This is a genomic window from Caulobacter sp. S45 (genome assembly GCF_009765965.1).
In the GTDB taxonomy this organism is placed as follows: domain Bacteria; phylum Pseudomonadota; class Alphaproteobacteria; order Caulobacterales; family Caulobacteraceae; genus CAHJWH01.
In genome coordinates this window covers 31,282-54,392 of record NZ_LMUL01000014.1, presented here as the reverse complement: position 1 = coordinate 54,392, position 23,111 = coordinate 31,282, and the positions used below count along the sequence as shown (strand labels likewise).

Sequence of the window (23,111 nt, the reverse complement as noted above, 5' to 3'; positions counted from 1 at the left end):
CGCCGCAGCCAGCCTTGCCGCCTAGACGCATATTCATCCGCGCCATAGTGAGTGTTGACGGCGGCCGCTACTAGGCTGCATGGTGGGTCTCGACAGTCGTCAATAATGAGCGATTGCGAAAACAGGGAGGGCGGCGGTGAAGAAACTGAACGCCGCCAGGCGTGCCAAGAAGCAGGCCTGTGGATCGCTTCGCGCCGTCATTGGCGCCTCGCACTACAGATATAGCGCCTAAGCCGTGGCGGTCCAGGAATCCGCACCGCCGGTCGGCCCCTTCCCACCGGTCGAGCAGCCCCTGACGGGCCGATCCGCCGCGCCAGGCAGGCGGGCCTGGATCGTGCTGGCCATGCTCTGCTTCGTGTATGTCCTGAACTTCCTCGATCGCCAGTTGCTTTCGATCCTGGCCAAGCCGATCCAGGACAGCCTGCATCTGACCGACAGCCAATTGGGCAGGATCGGCGGGCTGTATTTCGCCCTGTTCTATTGCCTGATCTCCATCCCTGTCGGCTGGCTCGCGGACCGGACCAACCGGGTCGGGGTGCTGTCGCTGGCCTGCGCGATCTGGAGCGCGGCGACAGCGGCTTGCGGGCTGGCGACCAACTATCCCCAACTCGTCGCGGCGCGGATGGCGGTGGGCGTTGGCGAGGCCGGGGGCGTGCCGCCCTCCTACGCCATCATCTCCGACTACTTCCCGCGCGGGCGTCGCGGCACGGCGCTGGGCCTGTTCAACCTGGGTCCGCCAATCGGACAGGCGCTGGGCATCGCCTTCGGAGCCTCCGTCGCCGCCGCCTTCAGCTGGCATCAGGCCTTTCTGGCCGTGGGCGCGGTCGGCTTGCTGGCGGCCGTGGCGATCAAGCTGGTCGTGCCCGAGCCGCGGCGCGGCGGCCTAGACCCCAACCGATTGGCCGAACCACCCGCCCCCCGTGTCCTCAAACCCCCGATCCTCGCCGCAAAGCCTTCGACATCGGGCTTTTGGCCGACGATGCGGATGTTCTTCTCCAGCCCCTCGCTCGTGCTCGTCTCGCTCGCAAGCGGCGCGACCCAGATGATCACCTACGGGTCGACCAATTTCACCACCCTGTTCCTCATGCGCGAAAAGGCCATGACGCTGAACCAGCTGGCGCTCTGGTACGCCCTGCTCGTCGGCATCGGCATGAGTGCCGGGATATTCGCGTCCGGACGGGTGATCGACCGGTTCACGCGCCGTTCGAAGCGGGCCTACGCCCTGGTCCCGGCAGGCGCGCTCGCCCTGGCGGTGCCCTTCTTCGTGGGCTTCGTCTGGGCGCCGTCATGGCCGATGGCCCTGGCCTTCCTGATCGGCCCGGTCTTCCTCAACTACTTCTATCTCTCTTCGGCGGTCGCCCTGGTCCAGGAGGAGGTCGCACCGCACCAGCGCGTGCTGTCGGGCGCCCTGCTGCTGCTGATCATGAACCTGATCGGCCTGGGCCTCGGACCGACCTATGTCGGCGCGGCGAGCGATTTCTTCCGCGCCGCCCACCCGCACCACTCGCTGCAATTCGCCTTCTACGCCCTGCTGCCGTTCTACGGCCTGGCCATAGGGCTGTTCCTGTGGCTGGCGCGGGTGCTGCGAAAAGAAGACCTCACAACGGGAGCCCCGCGCGCATGATCCGGATCCGTCGCCTACTTGCCCTTCGTCGCTTGCTTTTTTGGGGCGCTGCAGCCGCCTGCCTCGCCGCCTCGCCCGCGGCCCACGCCCAAAACGCCCCGCTCGTGGACGCTCCCGCCGGCCGGGTGCAGGGCGCAAGCGCAGGCTCGGTGAACGCCTTCAAGGGCATCCCCTATGCGGCCCCGCCGGTCGGGCCAGCGCGCTGGAAGCCGCCCATCTCCGCCCCGCGCTGGGAGGGCGTGCGCGAGGCCACCCAATTCGGCCCCGCCTGCATGCAGCCCAATCCCCGCTCGATCAGCATCTATGCCGACCCGTTAGCCTCGACGAGCGAAGACTGCCTGTCGCTCAACGTCTGGGCGCCCAAGGGCGCGCACGACCTACCCGTTATGGTGTGGATTCACGGCGGCGCCCTGACCAGCGGCGCCAGCAGCGAAACGATCTATGACGGCGCCCGGCTGGCCGCCCAGGGGATCGTCGTGGTCTCGATCAACTACCGGATGGGCGTGCTGGGCTATCTGGCCCATCCCAGCCTCGGCGCGGAGTCGCCGGCTGGCCTGTCGGGCAACTACGGCCTGCTCGACCAGATCGAGGCGCTGCGCTGGGTCAGGCGCAATGTCGGCGCGTTCGGCGGCGATCCGTCCAAGGTGACGATCGCGGGCGAATCGGCCGGCGGCCTCAGCGTCATGTACCTGATGGCCTCCCCCCCGGCGCGGGGCCTGTTCAGCGGCGCGATCGCCGAGAGCGCCTACATGATCACCACGCCGGCGCTGAAGCGGAGCGTGTTCGGCATGCCCTCGGCCGAGGACGAGGGGGTGAAGCTCGCCGCCAAGCTCCATGCCTCCGACATCGCCGCCCTGCGCGCGATGGACCCGCAGGCCCTGACCAATGCGGCCGCCGCCTCCGGCTTCGCCCCGTTCGGCGCGGTGGACGGGAAGTTCCTGCCGGGCCAGTTGGTCGACGTCTTCGACAAGGGCGAACAGGCGCGCGTGCCGATCCTGGCCGGCTCCAACAGCGGCGAGATCCGCTCCCTGACCTTCCTGCTGCCGCCGGCGCCCGCCAGCGCAAGCGAATACGAGCGGATCATCCGCGAGCGGTATCGCGACCTCGCAGACTCGTTCCTGAAGCTCTATCCCAGCACCGACATTCGCGAGAGCATGCTGGCGACCACGCGTGACGCCATGTACGCCTGGACCGCCGAGCGGCTGGCCAAGGCCCAGGCTGCGATCGGGGCGCCGTCCTATCTCTATCTGTTCGATCACGGCTATCCGGCGGCGGACAGTAAGGGCCTCCACGGCTTCCACGCCAGCGAACTGCCCTTCGTGTTCGGCACGCGGGACCTCCTGCCGCCCTACTGGCCCAAACCGCCGGAGACGGCTGAAGAGACGCGGCTGTCCGACGCCATGGTGGGCTACTGGTCCAGCTTCGTGAAAACTGGCCGGCCCGAGGCGACGGGCGAGCCCCAATGGCCGCGGTTCGGCGCGACGGACGCCTACATGGCGTTCGAAGCCGGCCCGCAACCGAAGACCCACCTGCCCCAGGAAGCCTACGCGCTGCACGAGGCGGTGGTCTGTCGTCGCCGGGCCGACGGAACCCTGGCGTGGAACTGGAACATCGGCGTGATCGCCCCGCCGACGCCGGATAAGAGCCCAGCGTGTCCGTGACCGCCCTGCGCCTGGCCCTCAGCCCTTGAGGGCCAGGAAACCCGCGGCCATGAACTTGGCGATCCGTTGCTTGACCGCGCCGAAGTCGTCGGAGTGGCACACGCCGCCCGAGAGCCGGTCGATCCGCCCGGTCCGGGCGAGCGTGTTCATCAAGGCGCCCGTCACGAAGTGGTATCCCCAGAAGATGTCCGCCTCGGAATAGTCGGGTAGCGCGCGCTTCAGTATGCCGACGAGCTTGAGCACCACCGGATCGAAGTGGACGTCCATCAGCGCCGCCCCCTCGGGCGTGTTGCTGACGCGGGCGCAGAAGGCGGCGTAGTTCAGCCAGGGCTCTCCCCCCTCGATATAGAGGTCAAGGTCGACATCCAGAAAGGCGTGCAGGGCCCCCTCCACCGTAGGGTGGTCGCCGGCCGTCGCCTCATAGCCTTCGAGGGCTTCCATGCGACGGCCGACGGTGACGCCGGCCCGCCGCGCGAACACCGCCTCGAACAGGTTGTTTTTGTCCTTGAAATAGTAGTGCAGGAGCGTGGTGTGCACGCCGACGCGCTGGGCCACGTCGCGAAGGGTTACGCCATCAAGGCCAGCCTTCGAAAACAGGTACTCGGCCGCATCAAGGATGGTTTCCAGAGTTTCCGCCCGCTGAGCCGCCTTGCTGCGACGAACGCGCTTGGCGCTGGAGGCTTCCGACACCGAGCTGTCCCCTGTTTCTCCAGGGGCGAGCGCCCGCGTCACATCTGTCAACGATCGACTCCCTCGGTGGCGATCTTCCCGTTGACGTAGTCGGCACGCAATTGGTTCTTGTCAATCTTTCCGGTCGCGGCGAGCGGCATGGTCTCGACCTGCGCGATCTGGTCGGGCAACCACCAGTCGGCGATCTCACCGCGAAGCATGTCGAGCAGGGCCGGGCCATCGACCGCCTGGCCTTGCCGCGACTCCACGATCAGGACCGGACGCTCGCCCCACTTGGCGTCGAAGCGACCGATCACCGCCACCAGGCCCACGGCGGGATGGCGGCCGACGATATCTTCGATCTCGGCGGGATTGATCCACTCGCCGCCGGACTTAATCAGGTCCTTCGACCGTCCACAGATGGTGAGGGCGCCCGCCTCGTCGATGCTGGCCAGATCGCCGGTGTCGAAATACCCCTCCTGGTCCAGGGCGTCCGTCTCCGCCTTGAAGTAGCGGTCGAGCACGCTCTGACCCTTCACCTTCAGGTGGCCGACCACCCCGCGCTGCTCCGCCAGCGTGACGCCCTCGGCGTCGGTGAGCTTAAGGTCGAGCCCCATGGGCGGGCGGCCGGACGCGCGCGTCTCGGACGGCGGCGCGTCGGCCGGCGCGATGGTGCCCATGGGCGATAGCTCGGTCATGCCCCAACTGGTCTGCACCCGGGCGCCCAACCGCTCCTCCATCCGCCGGATCAGCGCGTCCGGACAGCTCGAACCGCCAATGATCACCCGCTTCAGGTCCGGTAGCTCACCGCCCACCGCGTCGAGATGATCGAGCACGCCGAGCCAGACGGTCTGGACGCCGGCGGCGACGGTCACCCCCTCATCCCGCATTAGCACGGCCAAGCTGGCGCCGTCGGTGTGGCGGCCGGGCAGGATCAGTTTGGCGCCCGTTGCGGGCGCGGCAAACGGCAAGCCCCAGCCGTTGGCGTGAAACATCGGCACGGCCACAAGCAGGGCGTCGCTTCCCGTCAGGGCGATGCTGTCGGCCTGTAGGGCGCGCAGGGTGTGCAGGTAGTTGGAACGGTGGGTGTAGAGTACGCCCTTGGGCTTGCCTGTAGTGCCTGACGTGTAGCAGAGCCCGGCTGGGGTCTCTTCGTCGAAACCGCCCCAGGCGACAGGGGCGCCGTAGGCGTCGAGCAGGGCCTCCTGCGGCCAGACCCGCGCTTTCAGGCCCAGGTTGTCCGGCGCCAGCCCGTCGCCATCCATCAAGATCACGTGCTCGAGACCCGGACAGAGCGGCGCGAGATCCGCCAGCAGCGGCGTCAGGTTGCAGGCGACGGCCAGCACCCGATCCTCCGCCTCGTTGATCATCGCCGCCAGATGGGCTGCGGTCAGACGTGGATTGAGGGTATGGCAGACGAGCCCCGCGCCCATGGCGGCGTAGTACATCTCCAAATGATGCTGGGTGTTCCACGCCAGCGTCCCGACCCTGTCGCCGAAGCTCAGCCCCAGCGCCGCAAGCGCGCCCGACAGGAGGTTGCTGCGGGTTCTCAGCGCGGCATAGCCGATCCGCCGCACGCTCCGGCCCGCCTCCGCCGTGACGATCTCGCGGTCCCCCGACCACTTGGCGGCATGGTCGAGGAACTTGTCTACCGTAAGGGCGTAGGATTGCATGGGCGCTTGGCGAGGACTGTGAGTACGAGGACACTGTTAACGTAGGGATTTGGCCGCCGGCCACGTCCGGTCGGCGGCCGAGCAAGGCGGCGTCAGAACGTCTTCAAGACACTGATGCCGAACTGTCGTGGCGCGCCAGCCAGGCGGATGGGCGACAGCAGCGCGCTGACGTATTGGTCGTCGGTCAGGTTGTAGCCGTACAGGGTGGTGACGAAGCTGCCGTGGGTCCAGGCGAGCGAAGCGCCCAGGATCTTGCGCGACGCCAGGAAGTCGCCCTGCGACGCGTTGTCGAACAGAGTGCCCCACTGGGATGACACGTAGCTGAAGTTGACGTTTGGCGTGATCAGGTCGCCATTCCCCAGATGGAAGTCGTACTGCCCGCTGACATTGAAGGTGACGTCCGGAGCATAGGTCTGCGGATGGCCGCTCAGGTTGAGGCAGACCCCGTTGGCCGGCCCGTTCCGCGGATCGCAAGTCCCAGATTCGGGCAACCGCGGGTCCTCGGCGTAGAAGGTTCCGAGCGCGGTGTGCTCGAGGCCCATCCCGAAGCTGCCCTTGAAGTCACCGAACACCGCCTGGGCCGACGCCTCCAGCCCGTATAGCTTGGTGCCGCTGGGATTGTTGACCTCGGTGCTCTGGAGCGGGTTGTTCGGGATCGGCAGAATGACCTGGAAATCTTCGAAATTGTTGTAGTAAGCCCCGAGCTGAGTGCGCAGATGGCCGTTCAGCAGCTTGGACTTCCAGCCGATCTCGTAATCGGTGACGCGTTCCTGCTTGAACGGCGCAGGGATGCCGCCGCCGCCGAAGTACAGTGGCTCGTTCAATCCGCCCGGTTTGGCTCCGGTCGCGACGAAGACGTAGGCGAAGTTGTTCGGGTCGATGTTCCAGTTCAGCGTCACCTTTCCGGTGACGTTTGAGCCGTCCTCGAAGTTGTTGTCCAGGAAGTTAAGCCCGAATTCCGGCACGAAGAACAGCACGTTGACGTCGGTGGTGCTCCAGCTGGAATAGCGCAGCCCCGCCTGGAGCTGGAAGCCTGCCGGCAAGTTAAAGCTGAGCTGGCCGAACACCGCCTCGGTATTGGTCCTGTTCAAGCCTTGCAGGTCCTCGTCCACCTCGCCCGGCGGAACGCCGACGTCGAACTTGCCGCCCTTGCCCTCCGGATAGAGGTAGTCGTTGCTAGAGTAGTAGGCGCCCAGGATCCAAGTGACCGGTCCCTTGTCGGGCGAGATGATGTTGAATTCCTGGGACCACAGCCGTTCGTCCACCGACTCGGCGATGATAAAGTTGTTGGGCGACGGCGCGTCCGTGCCGTCGATGTCGCCCTTCCACCCCGTGCGACCCTGCTGATAGCCGGTGACCGAGCGCAGCGTGATGCCGTCGGGCAACACATAGTCGATCTTCAGGTCAGCGCGAGCGAACTGGTCGACGGCGTAGGTCTCGTAGTTGTTGTTGAAGCGGAACAGGTTGTTGGTGGGATTAGCGCCTCCGGTAGGAGCCACCAGCGCGTCGCCGAAATAACCGCCGTTGTCGAGATAGCTGTAGTCGACCTTGAACAGTACCTTCAGCGCTTCGGTCGGCCGCCACAACAGCGAGAACCGCCCGCTGCCCCACATCGTGTTGGGGTCCCCGGTCAGGCCGTTGATGTGATAGAAGGTGTCGCGGTACTGGGTGTTGAAGGCGAAGCGCGCGGCCAGGGTGTCGTTGATCGGGATGTTCACCGCGCCCTGCAGCTGGGTGTCGTTGTAGTTGCCGTAGTGGGCCAGCAGATAGCCGCTGTTACCGCCGTTGATCATCGGGTCCTGGGTATTGACGATCACCGCCCCGCCGGTGGCGTTCTGTCCGCTGAAGGTGCCCTGCGGGCCGCGCAGCACTTCGATGCTGGAGATGTCGTAATAGGGCTCGTCCTGGAAGTAGCCGGGGAACGAGGCCACCCCGTCGCGATAGGTGACGACGCCGGTGGCCGTCTGGGTATTGTGCTCGCCCTTGCCGATGCCGCGGATGTCGATGTCGTTGCCCTGGCCGAAGTTGTTCACGGTCAGCGACGGGCTGACGAACTGCAGTTGGTCCACAGTGAACACGCCCCGCTTGAACAGGTCGTCCTGGGTCAGCACGGTCGCGGCGATCGGCGTTTGCTGCAGATTGGTGGTGCGGCGCTCGGCGGTGACGACAACTTCCTTTACCGAAGTCCCGCCGTTGCTACTGCTCGGTGTGGACGACGTGGCCGGAGCCGGCGCCGGCGTCGTGGCTTGGGCGGACGAGGTGGTCTGCGCTCCAGCCATGCTGCACCATCCCAGCGCCCACGCGGACGCGCTCAGCCACAATAGGTGGGTCTTCATGTTCCTCCCCTTGCCAACATCTGGCTCGCGCTCTTTGGCGCTTGAGTCGAAGCTCGCTCACCCCTGCCAGACTGTCAACGCTAATTATTGCACTAGTGAATGTCTTGACCGTCGCGCATGGCGCTGCCTAGATGGCGCACACACGGGGGCCTGAGGGTCCTCACGAAGCAGAAAAGCCAGTGGCGACAACGCCGCGGCGGCGGGCGGGAGACGCGTGTGATCGATCTGAACGGACGTGTAGCTATCGTAACGGGCGCGGGCGGCGGCCTGGGCCGCGCCCATGCGCAGCTGCTGGCGCGGCGCGGGGCGCGGGTGGTGGTGAACGACCTGGGCGTCGCCGCCGAAACCGTGGCCGCCGAGATCGCCGCAGCAGGGGGTCAGGCGCGGGCCGCCTTGGGCTCGGTGACCGATGCGGCGTGTATGAAGGAGATGGTCGACAAGACCCTGGAGACCTGGGGTCGCGTAGACATCCTGATCAATAACGCAGGCATACTGCGCGACAAAACCTTCGCCAAGATGAGCTTGGACGACTTCCGCTTGGTGGTCGACGTGCACCTGATGGGCGCGGCCAACTGCACCAAGGCCGTGTGGGACGCGATGCGCGAACAGAAGTATGGCCGCATCGTCATGACGACCTCTTCTTCCGGTCTCTACGGCAACTTCGGCCAGTCCAACTACGGCGCCGCCAAGATGGCGCTGGTGGGCCTGATGCAGACCCTGGCCCTCGAAGGCGATCGCTACGACATCCGCGTGAACTGCATCGCCCCCACCGCCGCCACCCAGATGATGGAAGGCATCGTACCGCGGGAGCAGTTGGCGATGCTGCGCCCAGAGTTCGTCAGCCCGGCGGTTCTGGCGTTGGTCTCGGAGCAAGCTCCGACCCGCACGATCGTCTGCGCCGGCGCGGGCGGTTTTGAGATGGCCAACGTCACCCTGACCCAGGGACTTCACCTTCCTGGCGACCCGCCCTCGGCCGAGGCGTTGCTGGCGCGGTGGGCGGAACTGGCGGATCGGCGCGGCGAGACGTTGCCGGATCGGGGCTGGGCCCAGAGCGAGCTCGAGCTGAAGAAGGCCGGTTTCGTCGCCCCGCAGACACAGGCCGAGGTCGCCTGAGATGACGCGCGACGCTGTTATCGTCTCGGTGGCGCGGACCCCGATCGGACGGGCTTACCGGGGGGCGTTCAACGCCACCCCTGCCCCGTCGCTGGCGGCCCACGCCATCCGCGCCGCCGTCGCGCGCTCGGGCGTCGATCCCGCCGAGATCGAGGACTGCATCCTGGGCGCGGCCATGCCCCAGGGCGTGCAGCACACCATTGGGCGCACCGCCGCCTTGGCCGCCGGCCTGCCCGTCACCGTCGCCGGGCAGACCATCGATCGCCAGTGCTCGTCGGGTCTGATGAGCATCGCCATGGCCGCCAAGCAAGTCATCGTCGACCGGATGGACGTGGTCGTGGCGGGCGGTGTGGAGTCCATTTCGCTGGTCCAGACCCCCCAGTTCCGCGCCGACCCCGATCCGGCGCTGCTGGCCCTGCACCCCGACATCTACATGCCGATGCTGGACACCGCCGAGATCGTTGCGCGCCGGTACGACATCTCCCGCGAGCGCCAGGACGCCTACGCCCTCGCCTCGCAGCGCCGGACGGCCGAGGCCCAGGCCGCCGGCCGCTTCGACGAGGAGATCATCCGCGTCGAAACCACCAAACTGGTCGTCGATAAGGCCACCGGCGCAACCTCGCACGCAGACGTCGTCCTCAGCCGAGACGAAGGCAATCGCCCCGACACGACCCTCGAAGGCTTGGCCTCGCTGAAACCGGTTCGACCAGACGGGTCGATCACCGCCGGCAATGCGAGCCAGCTATCCGACGGCGGCGCCGCCTGCGTGGTCATGGAGGCCGGGCTGGCCGCCGCGCGAAGCCTGACGCCGCTCGGCCGCTATTGCGGCATGGCGGTCGCGGGTGTGGAGCCCGACGAGATGGGCATAGGCCCGGTCTTCGCCGTCCCCAAACTGCTGAAGCGGTTTGGGCTCGGTATCGACGACATTGGGCTTTGGGAGTTGAACGAAGCGTTCGCCGTGCAGGTGCTCTACTGCCGGGATCGCCTCGGCATTCCCGATGATCGACTAAACGTCGACGGCGGCGCCATCTCCATCGGCCATCCTTACGGCATGTCGGGGACCCGTCTGGTGGCCCACGCGCTGCTCGAAGGTCGTCGACGCGGGGTGCGCCACGTCGTGGTCACCATGTGCATTGGCGGCGGCATGGGCGCGGCGGCCTTGTTCGAAGTGGTCTGATCGAGGGGACAAGTCCGTAGTCCCAAAAACAATATGGCTTAGGGCGGAATCCCGATGAGGTTTACGACATTGATGGCGCTTGTCTTGAGCGCCGGTCTACTCGCTCCGGTGTGCGCCTCCGCCCAGGCCGCGCCCCACCGCGCCTCGCCGCCAGGGTCAGGCTACGCGGACCCGGCCGCCTGGCTCTGCCGACCCGGGCGGACGGACGACGTATGTGGCCGCTCGGACCAGGACGCCACCGTCCTCGACGCCGACGGCTCGACCCGTCTGGAGCGGTTCCGCGCCGATCCCAGCGCGCCCATCGACTGCTTCTACGTCTATCCCACCGTCTCCACCGCGCCCGGCGGCAACGCTCCGATGAAGGTCGAGAAGGAGGAGATCGCGGTCATCAACCAGCAGTTCGCGCGCTTCGCCTCGGTCTGCCGTCCCTATGCGCCGCTCTACCGGCAGGGAACGCTGACGGCGCTCCACGCGGCCATGAGCGGACGTCCGAACCCAGCCGACCGAGCCATGGCCTACGACGACGTGAAAGCCGCCTGGGACTACTATCTTGCGCACGACAACCACGGCCGCGGCGTCGTGCTGATCGGCCACTCCCAAGGGTCTCTGGTGCTGGCGCAACTGACCCGACAAGAGATCGACGGGAAACCGATCCAACGACGGGTCCTGTCAGTCATCCTCGCCGGGTATTACTTGCAGGTTCCCGTCGGCAAGGACGTGGGCGGTGAGTTCAAGACGATCCCCCTATGCCGTGCAGCCGGCCAGATCGGCTGCGCCATCAACCTTGCTTCCTACCGCGCCGACAGCCCTCCTCCCGTCGACGCTCAGTTGTTCGGCGCCTCGCACGGACGGGGGCTGCAGGCGGCCTGCACCAATCCGGCGGCGCTGGGAGGCGGCTCCGGCCCGCTCCACGCCTATCTGGGCGCGGGCCACGAAATGGTCACCGCCAGCGGCGTGCCGCCCGGTCCCTGGACCCATCCGCCGAAGCCGATCTCCACGCCCTTCGTCGAGGTTCCCGGCCTGCTCAGCGCCGAATGCCGCGAGGACAACGCCCACACCTATCTGGCCGTCACCATCCATCCGACGCCAGGCGCCGCACGCACCAATGCGATAACCGGGGACGTGATCGTGAACGGCCGCCTGCTGAAGGACTGGGGCCTGCACCGGATAGATATGAATCTGGCCATGGGCGACCTGATCGACATCGTCCGCGCCCAGGGTCGGACCTATCTGGCCCGAGAGCGGTAGCCGGCAATCCCAGGGCGTCCGTCATGACCCTCACCCCGCCCCTGCCGTCCTTCCGACTCAACGGCAAAAGAGCGCTTGTCACCGGGGCGGGACGCGGCATCGGCGCAGCCGCCGCATCGGTCTTCGCCCAGGCGGGCGCGGCGGTCACCCTGTGCGCCCGCACATCCAGCGAGGTGGAGGCCCTGGCCGGGGACATCCGCGAGGCGGGGTTTGCGGCGGACGCCTTCACGCTGGACGTGACCGACCTCGCCGCCGTGCGCCGCGAGGTCGAGGCGCGTGGGCCGTTCGACATCCTGCTCAACAACGCCGGCGCCAACCGCATCCGCTCCATCGTCGAAGTGACGGAAGAGGACTATGACGCGGTGCTGGACCTCAATCTGAAGGCTGCCTTGTTCGTGGCGCAGGCGGTGGCGAAGGGATTGCTGGAAGCCGAGAGGCCCGGCTCGATCATCAACGTCTCCTCGCAGATGGGTTTGGTCGGCGGGGGCGGACGTTCGCTTTACAGCGCTTCGAAATGGGGCCTTGAGGGCTTGACCAAATGCATGGCGATAGAGCTCGCGCCGCACGCTATCCGCGTCAACACGATCTGCCCGACCTGGATCGAGACCGCGTTGACGCGGCCGCTTCTGGAAGATCCCGCCACACGCGATTGGGTGTTCAGCAAGATCAAGCTCGGCCGGCTCGGTCGCATGGATGAACTGACCGGCGCGCTGCTGCTGCTGGCCTCGGACGCGTCCACGCTGATGACCGGAAGTTCGCTGGTCGTCGACGGCGGCTGGACGGCGGGCTAAGCCGCCGCCATCGGCCGGCGCTGGAAAGTCGCCGTAACCCTTTGCACATACCGAACCGTGGACTTTCCGCGTCCGGCTGCCTAAGCTCCGCGGCTAAGTAGCTGGCCTTCAGGATGCAGGGGGAAATCAACCTCCCGCATCGGCGCTCGAAGGGCTACCGAAGAGCCGTCAACCGATATCCGAGCGAGATCGACGATGAAAATGGCCTATTCGGCCGCGCTTGCGGTCCTAGCGGCGACGGGCGCGCAGGCCCAGGTCAATATTGGAACACAGGCGCCCGACCCCACAGTTCCGTTCGTCATGACGCAAGTGGCGACCTTCAACCTGCCCTGGCGCCTGGCCTTCCTGCCTGACGGGCGCATGCTGATCACCGAGAAGGTCGGCCCGATCTGGGTGGTGACCCAGGACGGCGCCAGGACCCCGGTCGCCAATGTTCCGGCCGTGCTGTCCAAGGGACAGGGCGGCATGCTCGGCGTCTTCCTGTCGCCCCATTACACCACCGACCACTATGTCTACCTGACCTATTCGGAGCCGGGCGACGGGGGCTCCAGCCTGGCGCTGGCCCGGGCTAAGCTATCGCTCAGCCAGGGCGCGGCGAGTCTGGACGACCTCAAGGTGATCTGGCGCGACGGCGAGCGCGGCGAAGGCGGACAGTTCGGCGCCCAGATCGCCTTCTCGCCCGACGGCAAATATCTGTTCCTGACGGTCGGCGACCGCCAGCGCATGACCCCTGCCCAGGACCCCAACCAGCCCTTGGGGAAAATCCTGAGGCTGACGCTCGACGGCAAGCCGGCCCCTGGCAATCCGCAGGCCGGCAAGGTCGGCGCGGCCACCGTGCCGGTGATCGATCCGCCAAAGGACACTGAACTGGCCAAGACCGCGCCGGTGATCAGGACCTACACCTTCCCCGGGCCGAACCTGACGCCGGCGGAAACCTGGACGACGGGCCACCGCACGCCCTACGGCCTGGCCTTCGCGCCCGACGGCCGGCTGTGGGAAATCGAGCACGGCCCCAAGGGCGGCGACGAACTCAACCTGATCGAGCCGGGCAAGAACTATGGATGGCCGCTCGTATCCTACGCGACCAACTATGACGGCGTGCCGATCCCCAGCCCGGATACTCGGCCGGATCTTGCTAAGCCGCTCCTTTACTGGACCCCGGTTATCGCCCCTGGGAACTTCATCTTCTACAAGGGCAAGATGTTCCCGCAATGGAACGGCTCGATCCTGGTTGGCGGCCTTGCCAGCATGTCGCTCACCCGCATCGTCATCAACGGCGCCACGGCGAAGCCGGCCGAACGCTGGAGCCTCGACCACCGCATCCGCGACGTGGAGGTGGGGCCGGACGGTGCGCTGTGGATACTTGAGGATTCCAGACACGGCGGACTGTTTCGCGTGACGCCCAAGTAGGGCGGCGCGCCTCTCGCCGCCGTAACCATTCCGCCCTGGCGGCGAATTAAGCTCCATGCTCCTCTTCGTTTTCTCCTACCTCGGCGGCGCCTTCACCATCGTCAGTCCGTGCATCCTGCCGGTCCTGCCGTTCGTGTTCGCCCGCGCCGATCAGCCGTTCGTGCGCAACGGCCTGCCGTTGTTGTTGGGCATGGCGCTGACCTTCGCCGGGGTGGCCACGTTCGCCGCCGTCGGGGGCGGCTGGGTGGTGCAGGCGAATGGCCTGGGTCGGATCGCGGCGATGGCGATCCTGGCCCTGTTCGGCTTGCTGCTGCTGTTCCCCTCCCTTGCGGATCGGGCCACACGCCCGCTGGTCGCCATGGGCGCGCGCCTGTCCGAGGCGGCGACGCCAGGGGGCGGGTCGGACGGCACCTTCGCCACCTCCTTCCTGCTCGGGATCGCAACGGGCCTGCTGTGGGCGCCCTGCGCGGGTCCGATCCTGGGCCTCTTGCTGACCGGCGCAGCGTTGAAGGGCGCCAGCGTGCAGACCTCGTTGCTGCTGCTGGCCTACGCCGCCGGCGCCGCGTCCTCGCTGGCCCTGGCCCTGCTGGTCGGCGGGCGGGGGTTCGCCGGGATGAAACGCTCGCTCAAGGCCGGCGAGTGGATCCGCCGGGTGCTGGGGGCGGCGGTCATCGCCGGGGTCGTGGCGATCGGGCTTGGCCTGGACACCGGCCTGCTCAGCCGGCTGTCAACGGCTAGCACCGCCAGTATCGAACAGGGTCTGCTCGATAGATTCCACGTCGGTCGGGTGCGGGGCGCTGCCGACGCCCTACCGCCCGGACCGCTGCCGGTGGAAGGTGTCATGGCCCCTTTAAGCGGCGCGGTCCAATGGCTGAACTCGCCGCCGCTGACCGCGCAGAGCCTGCGTGGCAAGGTGGTGGTGGTCGATTTCTGGACCTATTCCTGCATCAACTGCCTGAGATCGCTGCCCTATATCCGGGCCTGGGCGGACAAGTACAAGGACCAGGGCCTGGTCGTCATCGGCGTCCATACGCCGGAGTTCGCCTTCGAGAAGGATATCGCCAACGTCCGCCGCGCCGTCCACGACCTGGGCGTGACCTATCCGGTCGCGATCGACAACGACCACACCGTCTGGCGGGCGTTCAACAACGAATGGTGGCCGGCCCACTACTTCATCGACGGCCAGGGCCGCATCCGCGCCCATCACCTCGGCGAGGGCGGCTACGCCCAGTCGGAAAGGATCATCCAGCGGCTGCTGGCCGAGAACGGCGCTGCTCACGTGGCCGGCGGCGTCGTCCAGGTCCAGGGCCAAGGCGCGGCCGCGGCGGCGAGCGGGAACAGGACGATCACGCCGGAGACCTATATCGGCTATGCCCGCGGTCGAGGCTTCGCCAGTCCCGGCGGCATGGTTCGGGACGAGCGTCATGTCTATTCGCCGCCTTCGCCCCTGACGCTGAATCAATGGGCGCTGGCCGGCGACTGGACCGTCGGACCTGAGCACGCGGTTCCACAAGGGCCCGGCGGCCGGATCGTCTACCGGTTCCACGCCCGCGATCTCCACCTAGTGCTCGGCCCTTCCACCGACGGCAAGCCCGTGCGGTTCCGCATCCGGCTGGACGGCCAGCCGCCGGGCGCCGACCACGGTGTCGACGTCGACGCTAAGGGGATGGGTGTGGTCGCACAGCAACGTCTGTTCCAACTCGTCCGTCAGCACGACGGTGTCCGCGACCGGACGTTCGAGATCGAGTTCATGGATTCGGGCATTCAGGCCTTCGCCTTCACCTTCGGCTAGGCTCAATCAACTGAAACCGCCCCAACTATGCTTCCGCGACCCCGTCACGTTAGCCTGACACTTCTCTTCGAACATGGAATTCGCCACGTTCCCAATCGCAGCGGGGTAGCCGCCCACGATAAAGTTGCCCCATGCGTCCACCGCTCAGCGGACAGGCTTCTTCACGCCTCGATCACGTGCGGCGCAAACCGCGAGAGGTTGCCTGTGATCAGACCATCCTCTCGAACACCCAGGCCAGCTGGCTCGCCGTCGACGCTCCAACTCCCGATAATCGGTCGTACGCCGCCAAAATCGGGAAGGTCGAACAGGCCTTGATAGATGACCCTTCCCTCACCGTATGCGCCGTCCGTGCGGGCGATCTCACGGCCAGCCTTTACGACGTGGATATTGGCGCCTTCACGCGCCAAGACCGGCTTTCGAACATAGCTATCGGAAGCGGGCGCATTCCTCGACGCCCACAGGAGATTGGGATGCCCCGGATATAGATCCCACAAAATCGGCAAGATCGCCTTGTTGCTCCATATCATTTTCCAGATCGGCTCAATCCAAACCGTGCGGCCCTGGTTCTCGATCAGGTTGCGTCCGAACGACTCGCTAACCAGCCACTCCCAAGGATAGAGGTGATACAGAGTGCGGATCTCGCGCTCTTGCAGGTCATAAAATTTGCCGGCCGCCCAGCCGATGTCCGAGGCCAGCAAGACCTCCCCGGCCAGTCCAGCTTCCCGCGCCGTGTCGAGGAGATAGGCGGTCGTAACGGCGTCCTCGCCCGTGCTCTCCTGGGCGTGGGCGAAATGGACAAGATCGCCAGCCAGATAGGGCCCGATATCGCTCCATTTGGCGACGAGGCTATCGTGCAGGCTGTTGAACTGCTCGTGGGTCGGAAAGCACTCTTCCTTCCAGGCCCACTGCACCACTGCGGCCTCCAGCAAGGAGGTGGGCGTATCGCAGTTGAACTCGAACAGCTTTGGAGGGCCACGTCCGTCGAAGCCCAGGTCGAAGCGACCATAGTTGAGCGCTGGCGGCTCGGCCTGCCAAGCCTCGATGATCAGAGGCTCACACCAACCGGGTATGCCGAACTGTGCGAAGAGCCGGTTGGCGACGATGTGCTCGCCGGCGTTCAGGAACATGAGATACAGGTCACGCGTCGCGGTCTCGATCGCCTCGATCTCGGCGGGCGTGAAGACGTAGCAGGCGCTCTCGTTCCAGTAGGGCGCGCCCGCCGCCGTGTGCCAGATGAGGCCCAGAGCCTCGACCTTGCCTTGCCAATCCGCACGCGGGCTGAGCGTTCTGCGCTGCACCCCTATTCTCCGGCGCCAAAGCCGCCAAAGCCCCCGAAGCTTCTCGCGGTCCCACCGAAGCCACCCCGGGTGATCCCGCTAGGCGGCAGGGTCCCATAAGCGACCCCAGGCCGAGGTTGATATGACCCGCCGCCCACTAAGCCGCCATAGCCCGGGGCATATCCTCCGCGGTTGAGCGATCCGAGATAATACCAAAGGAAGGGGCTGACCCCACCGCCGACCGGCCGCGTCGTACCGCATCAATCTTCGGACACCCGCTTGCCCTGTTGATCGACGCATACCCGGGCCGGGCCTGTGGAGGCTTCCCAGCCTTGATCCTTGTGGCGGTCGCATCCCGACACCGCTCCCGCCACGGCCAGGACCATGGTTAGATTCAAATATTCGAATTTTTTCACGTCGCCCGCCCCAGAAACCGTGCGGCTTGTATTCCACTTCGTGGCGACTTCAACCGTGGGCAGCCGCCATGTGAGTCCTTTGCGACGAGGTATCGCGCCGAAGACCAGGGCCGGTGGGACGCGCCTCCTCGGCAAGTGGTCGCTCCTCGAGCATTTGTGCGATCCATTGCGTCAACTCCCTCCCGACCACATGGCGCGGCGACGCCGCAAAAGCAGGTAGCCTGCGGGCACGACCAGCATCGACAGCAGCGGGGCGGTGATCATGCCGCCGATCATCGGGGCGGCGATGCGGCTCATGACCTCGGAACCGGTCCCATGCCCGACCAGGATCGGGAACAGGCCGGCCAGGATCACGGCGACCGTCATAGCCTTGGGCCGCACCCGCAGCAGGGCCCCCTCGCGAACGGCGGCTTCCACTAGATCGGCTGAAGGGGAAGGCCCATACGCGGCGAGCGCGGCCTTCAGGTAGATCAGCATCACCACACCGAACTCGGCGGAGACCCCGGCGAGCGCGATGAAGCCCACGCCGGTGGCGACCGATTGGTGGAACCCGAGCAGGTAGAGGATCCAGAACCCACCGGTCAGGGCGAATGGCAGGGTCGCCATGATCAGTGCGGCTTCGTCGAACCGCCCGAAGGTGACGTAAAGCAGGATGAAGATGATCAGCAGGGTCGCTGGGACGACGATCTTCAGCCGGGCGACCGCGTGCTGCAGGTATTCGAACTGGCCCGAGTAGCTGAGACTTACGCCCGGCGAGAGATGGACGTCCTTGCCAACGGCGCGCCGCAGATCGGAGACGACCGAGACCAGGTCGCGTCCGTGCACGTCGATATAGACCCAGGTCGAAGGCCGGCCGTCCTCGCTCTTCAACATGGGTGGGCCGTCGGTGATCTTGAGGTCGGCGACGGTTCCCAAGATGATCTGCTGACCCGAGGGCGTCAGGATCGGCAGGTTGCGCAGGCCCTCCAGGCTGTCGCGAAGCTCCCTCGGATAGCGCAAATTGATCGGGAAGCGGGCGAGCCCCTCGACCGTCTGGCCGATCTCCTCACCCCCGACCGCGCCCGAGATGGTGCTCTGCACGTCGGCGATGTTGAGGCCGTAGCGCGCCGCCGCAGCCCGGTCGATATTGGCGTCGATATAGCGGCCGCCGCTGAGCCGGTCGGCGAGCGCCGAGGTGACGCCAGGGACGTTTTTCGCCGCGGCGGCGACCGCCTGGGCGATGCGGTCGATCTCACCCAGATCGGAGCCCGCGACCTTCACGCCGATCGGGCTCTTGATGCCGGTGGCCAGCATGTCGATCCGGTTGCGGATCGGCGGGACCCAGACGTTGGTCACCCCAGGCACGCGGACCGCCTGGTCGAGTTGGGCGGTGAGCTTGTCCATGGTCATGCCAGGGCGCCATTGGGCGCGCGGCTTGAACCGGACCACCGTCTCGAACATCTCCAGCGGGGCCGGATCGGTGGCGGTCTCGGCCCGTCCGGCCTTGCCGAACACGCTCTCGACCTCCGGCACGGTCTTGATCAGGCGGTCGGACTGCTGAAGCAGCTCCGAGGCCTTGCCGATCGACAGTCCCGGCAGGGCCGAGGGCATGTAGAGCAGGTCTCCCTCGTCCAGGGGCGGCATGAACTCGCCGCCCAGATGCGTCGCCGGCCAGGCCGTGGTGGCGAACACCAGGGCTGCGATCAGCAGGGTGGCGCGCGGCCGACGCATCACCCAATCCAGCGCCGGTCGATAGATCGCGGTCAGGGCCCGGTTGATCGGGTTGGCCCGCTCCGAGGGAATACGCCCCCGGATCAGATAGCCCATCAGCACCGGGATCAGCGTCACCGAGAGAAGCGCGGCGCCGGCCATGGCGTAGGTCTTGGTCAGCGCCAGCGGCCGGAACAGCCGCCCTTCCTGCGCCTGCAAGGTGAAGATGGGGATGAACGAAAGGGTGATGATCAGTAGGCTGAAGAACAGCGCAGGTCCGACCTCGACGGCCGCTTCGGTGACGACTTGCCAGCGAGCGTCGCCAACCAAGCGTTCGCCGGGATGATCGTGATCCCAGTGTTCGAGCCGCTTGTGGGCGTTCTCGATCATCACCACCGCCGCGTCGACCATGGCGCCGATGGCGATGGCGACGCCGCCGAGCGACATGATGTTGGCGCTGACGCCCTGCAGATGCATGACGATAAGCGCCGTGAGCACCCCGAGCGGCAGGGTGATGATGGCCACCAGCGCCGAGCGGACGTGCCAAAGGAACAGGGCGCAGACCAGCGCCACGACGATGAACTCCTCGATCAATTTCTCGGTCAGGTTATCGACGGCGCGGTCGATCAGGCCGGAGCGGTCATAGGTCGGGACGATCTCGACGCCGGGGGGCAGGCTCGCCTTCAAGGCCTGAAGCTTGGTCTTGACCGCCGCCAGCGTCGCGCGGGCGTTCTCACCTGAGCGAAGGATGATGACGCCGCCGGCGACCTCGCCCTGGCCGTTTAACTCCGCCACGCCCTGGCGGATCTCGGGTCCGATCTGGATCATGGCGACATCGCCCAGACGAACCGGTACGCCGCCGACGGCCATCTTCACCGGAACAGCGCGGAAGTCGTCCAGCGTCTTCAGATAACCGCCGGCACGGACCATGTATTCGGCCTCGCCGAGCTCCAGCACCGAACCGCCGGTTTCCGAGTTGGCCTGCTTGAGGGCTGCGGCCACCTGCTGCTGGGTGACGCCCAGCCCCGCCAGCTTCACCGGATCGAGCACCACCTGATACTCGCGCACCATGCCGCCGATCGAGGCGACTTCGGCGACGCCGGGGACGGTCTTCAACTCATAGCGCAGGAACCAGTCCTGCAAGGTCCGAAGCTGGCTGAGGTCGTGACGTCCCGTGTGGTCGACCAGAGCGTATTCGTAGATCCAGCCGACGCCGGTCGCATCCGGCCCCAACGCCGGATGCGCGGTTTCCGGCAGGCGCGCCTGGGACAGGTATTCCAGCACCCGGGAGCGGGCCCAGTAGAGGTCGGTCCCCTCCTTGAAGATGATGTAGACGTAGCTGTCGCCGAAGAAGGAATAGCCACGCACCGTTTGCGCGCCCGGCACCGACAGCATGGTGGTGGTCAGCGGATAGGTGACCTGATCCTCCACAATCCGCGGGGCTTGGCCAGGATAGGGCGTGCGGATGATCACCTGGGTGTCGGAAAGATCGGGCAGCGCGTCGACGGCGGTGGATTTCAGGGCGAGCACGCCCGCGGCCAGCAGCACGAGCGCGCCGAGGATCACGAAGAAGCGGTTGGCGACCGACCAACGGATGAGCTTGGCGATCATCGGGCGCCCTCCGCCTGAACCAGGGACCGGACAGGCAAGGCCGAAAGGCTGGCCTCGGAATCGAGCAGGAACTGGCCGGAGATCACGACGCGTTCGCCCTCCCTCAGGCCGGCGAGCACTTCGGTCTGGCCGCCAGCCTCACGCCCGACGCTGATCTCGGCCGGCTGATAATGGCCGTTGGCCCGGGCGAGCATTATCAGCGTCCGCCGTCCGGTGGTGATGATCGCCTCGGAGGGAACGAGAAGCGCGGGTCGGCTGTCGCCGCTGAACCCGACGGTGGCGAACATGCCCGGCCGCAGCCGGCCGCCGGGGTTGGGAAGCTCGATGCGGGCCTGCAGGGTTCGGCTGTCGCCGGCCACCTGCGGCAACACCGCTTGAATGCGCCCCGATAAGGTCTGGCCGGGGTAGGCGGTGAGCGTGACCGAGACCTTCTGGCCTTCCCTCACCTGACCGGCCTGGGCCTCGGGCACGGCGGCCGTCACCCACACCGAGGCCAGACCGTTCACCTCGGCCAGGCTCTGACCCATCGACACGGTCATGCCCGCGCGGACATCCAGCTTCTGGATGACGCCACCGACCGGGGTCGAGACCGTGATGGTGGAGCGGGGCCGGTGACCGCTCTCGACGCTGTGGATCAGCTCGTCGGACATGCCGAGCAATCGAAGCCGACCTCGCGCCGCCGCGATCAGGCTGGCGTCGCCGGTCTTTTGGACGGCCAGGAACTCGTCCTGGGCGCCGCTCCACTCGGGGACCAGCAGATCGGCGATCGGCGCCCCCGCGCGAACGATGTCGCCGGGCGCGCGGCCATACACCCGTTGCACGAACCCGGCGGCGCGCGGTTGGACGATGGCGACGTTGCGTTCGTTGAAATCGACCGTCCCGGTCGCGGTCACAGCACTTGGCAGCATTCCGCGTGTCGCTGCGGCGGTACGGATACCGAGGCTTTGGATCGAGGCAGGATCGACCTTCACGCCGGGCGTCGCGCCCGCCCCCTGGGCCGCGTCGTCCGCCATCTTGGGCACGAGTTGCATGTCCATGAACGGGGATTTGCCGGGATGGGCGAAATGCTGGTCCGGCTGCATCGGATCGAACCAGTAGAGCGGCTTGTCCTTGGGCGAGCTCGAGGCCATGGGGCTCGATGCGGGCGACGGCGAGGCCTGGTGCACGCCGAACTGATAGCCCACGACGCCTACAGCGACGAAGCCTACCCCGACGGCCAGGACCAGGGCGTTTCTTCTTGGCGGTGTCATTGGTCTTGCTCCCCATAGGTCAGGGCGATGTCGACGACGTGCTCGGCGGTGTCCGCTTCACGATCCAGGACGTTGAGTTCGGCTTCGACTTCATCGCGGCGGGCGGCCAGGACGTCTGCGAGGCTGGCGGTGCGGGCCTGGTAGCTCGCGGTCTCCAGCTCGGCGCGACGCTGGGCGAGCGGCAGCAAGGTCTCGCGAGCGCGCGCCAGTTGCGAGTGGTGCAGGATGTGCTCGGCCAGGGCGCTGTCCAGGTCCGCCCGCAGGTCGCGACGCGTCGCCTCCTGCTCCGCCAGCGCGCTGTTGACCTCGGCGAGGCGGCTCGCGATCTCAGGGTCCTGCCGGGTCTTGGCGAAGATCGGCAGGCTGAAGCTCACCTGGCCCGAGACGTAGTCCCCGAACCGCGGATCGCGGTGATCATACTGGACGTGGTAGCCCCAATCCGGCTGCTTCTCCGCCCTGGCCTCCTTGGTCGCGGCCTCGGCCTGGTCGATCTTCGCCGCCGCCACCTGCATGATCGGCAACGCGTCGAGATGGGCACGCAAGGCGACCGGATCGAGATCCATGCTCGGCGGCGGCCCACTCGGTTCCGCCGTCGCGGCGCCGTCGATCCAACGCCCGAGCGCGGCGCGCGCCTGGAGGAGTTCGGCGCGCAACGCCTCGCGCCGATCCGCAAGGACGGCCAACAACTGCTGGGGCTCCAGCGTCATCGCCGGTCGCGCGGCGCCGGACAGAAGACGCGCGGGGGCGGCGTCGCGCTCCTGGACCAGTTCCTGCTGCAGCTTGTCCAGGGCGCTCAGCTTGCGCTCAGCGTAGTAGAGCGCGACCCATGCCTTGCCGGCGGCGACCTCCGCCTTCTGCTGGGCGACGGTGAGACTCGATCGCGCGGCGGTGACATTGGCCTGCGCCTGCTCGACGCGAGCATGCCGCTTGGCCCGGTTCGGCACCTCCTGGGAGAAGCCCAGGGAAAGCATACTGAAATTATCCCGATCGGGCCGCCCCGCCAGGGGGCCGGAGATCGGGAAGTCGGTGACCCCGACCGAAGCCTTGGGGTCGGGCAAGGCGCCGGCGGGAATGACGGCGGAACGGGCGGCGTCGACCATCGACGCCTGGGCGGCGACGTTCGGCGCGGAGGCGCGGGCCTCGGCCAGCGCGGCGGCCAGCGTGAGGGGTTCGGCGTGGACGGCGCTGGCCCAGAGCGCGCCGCCCACGACCATCCAGAGGGGTCGCATGGGGTAATCCTGAAATCGTGTGCAGAGGGGGCCGCGGGACGGGAGGGGGCCCAGCGGCAGATCAGGCGACGGTCAGCGCCTCAGGCGTGCAGCCGCCAAAAGGGGACCGCAGGTACAGGACGCGCGCCACGCCTCGATAAACATC

The 23,111-nt window shown here is 67.0% G+C and carries 15 protein-coding genes; 8 read left to right on the top strand and 7 right to left on the bottom strand.

Annotation, left to right across the window (positions count from 1 at the left end):
- Window positions 1–343: 343 nt before the first annotated feature.
- Entirely contained in the window at window positions 344–1,624 is a 1,281-nt protein-coding gene (locus tag GSQ87_RS07440) for an MFS transporter (RefSeq protein ID WP_158917422.1), read from the top strand.
- Window positions 1,625–1,728: 104 nt separating this feature from the next.
- Complete coding sequence (locus GSQ87_RS07435) at window positions 1,729–3,285, top strand: carboxylesterase/lipase family protein (RefSeq protein WP_371416657.1); 1,557 nt, start codon at window positions 1,729–1,731, stop codon at window positions 3,283–3,285.
- A gap of 18 nt (window positions 3,286–3,303) precedes the next feature.
- On the opposite strand, the gene GSQ87_RS07430 is transcribed toward GSQ87_RS07435, so the two are convergent.
- The 3 genes from GSQ87_RS07430 to GSQ87_RS07420 all read right to left on the bottom strand — a co-directional run bounded on the left by GSQ87_RS07430 (window position 3,304) and on the right by GSQ87_RS07420 (window position 7,963).
- A complete protein-coding gene (locus GSQ87_RS07430; RefSeq protein WP_158914864.1) occupies window positions 3,304–3,975 on the bottom strand; it encodes a TetR/AcrR family transcriptional regulator in 672 nt (223 codons plus the stop codon).
- Window positions 3,976–4,022: 47 nt separating this feature from the next.
- Window positions 4,023–5,627, bottom strand: coding sequence for an AMP-binding protein (locus GSQ87_RS07425; RefSeq protein ID WP_158914862.1), 1,605 nt, complete (start codon window positions 5,625–5,627; stop codon window positions 4,023–4,025).
- Between the two features lie 92 nt (window positions 5,628–5,719).
- Entirely contained in the window at window positions 5,720–7,963 is a 2,244-nt protein-coding gene (locus GSQ87_RS07420) for a TonB-dependent receptor (RefSeq protein ID WP_158914860.1), read from the bottom strand.
- A 219-nt stretch (window positions 7,964–8,182) separates the two neighbouring features.
- Between GSQ87_RS07420 and GSQ87_RS07415 the strand changes: the two genes are divergently transcribed.
- The 6 genes from GSQ87_RS07415 to GSQ87_RS07390 all read left to right on the top strand — a co-directional run bounded on the left by GSQ87_RS07415 (window position 8,183) and on the right by GSQ87_RS07390 (window position 15,494).
- Entirely contained in the window at window positions 8,183–9,076 is an 894-nt protein-coding gene (locus GSQ87_RS07415; RefSeq protein WP_254063119.1) for an SDR family NAD(P)-dependent oxidoreductase, read from the top strand.
- 1 nt (window position 9,077) lies between these two features.
- Complete coding sequence (locus GSQ87_RS07410) at window positions 9,078–10,253, top strand: acetyl-CoA C-acyltransferase (protein ID WP_158914856.1); 1,176 nt, start codon at window positions 9,078–9,080, stop codon at window positions 10,251–10,253.
- Window positions 10,254–10,337: 84 nt separating this feature from the next.
- On the top strand, window positions 10,338–11,501 hold the full coding sequence (locus tag GSQ87_RS07405) for a DUF3089 domain-containing protein (RefSeq protein ID WP_254062812.1): 1,164 nt from the start codon (window positions 10,338–10,340) through the stop codon (window positions 11,499–11,501).
- Window positions 11,502–11,524: 23 nt separating this feature from the next.
- A complete protein-coding gene (locus tag GSQ87_RS07400; RefSeq protein WP_158914852.1) occupies window positions 11,525–12,292 on the top strand; it encodes an SDR family NAD(P)-dependent oxidoreductase in 768 nt (255 codons plus the stop codon).
- 195 nt (window positions 12,293–12,487) lie between these two features.
- On the top strand, window positions 12,488–13,702 hold the full coding sequence (locus tag GSQ87_RS07395; protein WP_158914850.1) for a PQQ-dependent sugar dehydrogenase: 1,215 nt from the start codon (window positions 12,488–12,490) through the stop codon (window positions 13,700–13,702).
- Window positions 13,703–13,757: 55 nt separating this feature from the next.
- Complete coding sequence (locus tag GSQ87_RS07390; RefSeq protein WP_158914848.1) at window positions 13,758–15,494, top strand: cytochrome c biogenesis protein DipZ; 1,737 nt, start codon at window positions 13,758–13,760, stop codon at window positions 15,492–15,494.
- Window positions 15,495–15,655: 161 nt separating this feature from the next.
- On the opposite strand, the gene GSQ87_RS07385 is transcribed toward GSQ87_RS07390, so the two are convergent.
- From GSQ87_RS07385 to GSQ87_RS07370, 4 genes are all read right to left on the bottom strand, one after another.
- Entirely contained in the window at window positions 15,656–16,792 is a 1,137-nt protein-coding gene (locus tag GSQ87_RS07385; protein WP_158914846.1) for a glutathionylspermidine synthase family protein, read from the bottom strand.
- Window positions 16,793–17,358: 566 nt separating this feature from the next.
- Complete coding sequence (locus tag GSQ87_RS07380; RefSeq protein ID WP_158914844.1) at window positions 17,359–20,487, bottom strand: efflux RND transporter permease subunit; 3,129 nt, start codon at window positions 20,485–20,487, stop codon at window positions 17,359–17,361.
- Window positions 20,484–21,737 (bottom strand): efflux RND transporter periplasmic adaptor subunit, encoded by a 1,254-nt coding sequence (locus GSQ87_RS07375; protein WP_158914842.1) that lies wholly within the window; start codon window positions 21,735–21,737, stop codon window positions 20,484–20,486. Before GSQ87_RS07375 ends, GSQ87_RS07380 begins: the two co-directional genes overlap by 4 nt.
- On the bottom strand, window positions 21,734–22,966 hold the full coding sequence (locus tag GSQ87_RS07370) for a TolC family protein (protein ID WP_158914839.1): 1,233 nt from the start codon (window positions 22,964–22,966) through the stop codon (window positions 21,734–21,736). The genes GSQ87_RS07375 and GSQ87_RS07370 overlap by 4 nt, the downstream gene beginning before the upstream one ends.
- Window positions 22,967–23,111: the final 145 nt, after the last annotated feature.